The organism is Geodermatophilus chilensis (assembly GCF_002802985.1).
GTDB classification, from domain to species: domain Bacteria; phylum Actinomycetota; class Actinomycetes; order Mycobacteriales; family Geodermatophilaceae; genus Geodermatophilus; species Geodermatophilus chilensis.
Window position 1 is genome coordinate 1 of sequence record NZ_NVPT01000374.1, and the last position, 1,029, is coordinate 1,029.

A 1,029-nucleotide genomic window follows, 5' to 3' on the forward strand; every position below is an offset into this window, starting at 1 on the left:
TAGGCCCTGTTTGATAAGTCGCGGAGCCAGATGTCGATGTCGCTGATCTGGACGGTTGCTTCGTAGCGGACGGCGAGTTTGTCGTAGCGAGTGGCGAAGCCGCGGTGCTGTTTGTGCAGGTTGATGCCGCACTCGACGGCGTGCCGCTGTCGGTAGGCGGTGGTGTCGAAGGCCGGTGGGCGGCCGCCGGCGGATCCCTTCCTGCGGCGGTTGGCCTGCTGATCGGCCTTGACCGGAATGGTCGCTGGGATGCCGCGCCGGCGCAGGTAGGTCCGGTTGGCCCGGCTGGAGTAGGCCTTGTCGGCCAGCACCCGGGTGGGGCGGGTGCGTGGCCGTCCCGGCCCGGTGCGGTGCGGCACCCGGATGCGGCCCAGCACGGTGGTGAACTGCGGGCTGTCGGCGGCCTGGCCGGGCGTGAGCGCGGTGGCCAGCGTCTTGCGGCCCTGCTCGCAGGCCAGGTGCACCTTCGTCGACAGGCCGCCGCGGGAGCGGCCGAGGGCGTGATCGGCCGGCTCCCCGACCGGCGGCTCGACCTGGTCCTCGGGACGGCGGCGGGCGCCGGCGGCGTGCTGATGCGCCCGGTTGATCGTGGAGTCGACCGACACCACCCAGTCGATCAGCCCGGCCTCGGCGCCCAGCGCCTGAAGCCCGGTGAGGATCGCCGCCCAGGTGCCGGCCAGCTGCCAGCGGCGGAACAGCCCGTAGACGCTCTGCCAGCTGCCGTAGCGCTCCGGCACATCTCGCCACGGACACCCCGTCCGGGTGCGGAAGCGGATGCCGTCGATGAGCTGGCGCAGGGTCCAGCGGCGGGGCCGGCCGGGCTTCCTGCCGACCGGCAGCAGCGACGCCAGGATCGCCCACTGCTTGTCGGTCAGGTCATGGCGGGCACCGGCGGGTAGGGTGCCGTCCACGAGGTCTCCGTGGTGAGGGTCTTCTTGGTCGTTGACCCCTCTACCGGAGACCTCGCCTACTTCCCGGCACCGACACGCCCGCCCCGCCGCCCGAGCGACTTCTCAAACACGGCCTAGG

Annotated in this window: 1 protein-coding gene; it reads right to left on the bottom strand. The window is 72.2% G+C overall.

Going from position 1 to position 1,029, the window contains the following annotated elements; genetic code table 11:
• A partial coding sequence (locus CNO22_RS27245) for an IS5 family transposase (protein WP_100502329.1) occupies positions 1-911 on the bottom strand: 911 nt, incomplete at its 3' end.
• Positions 912-1,029 lie beyond the last annotated feature (118 nt).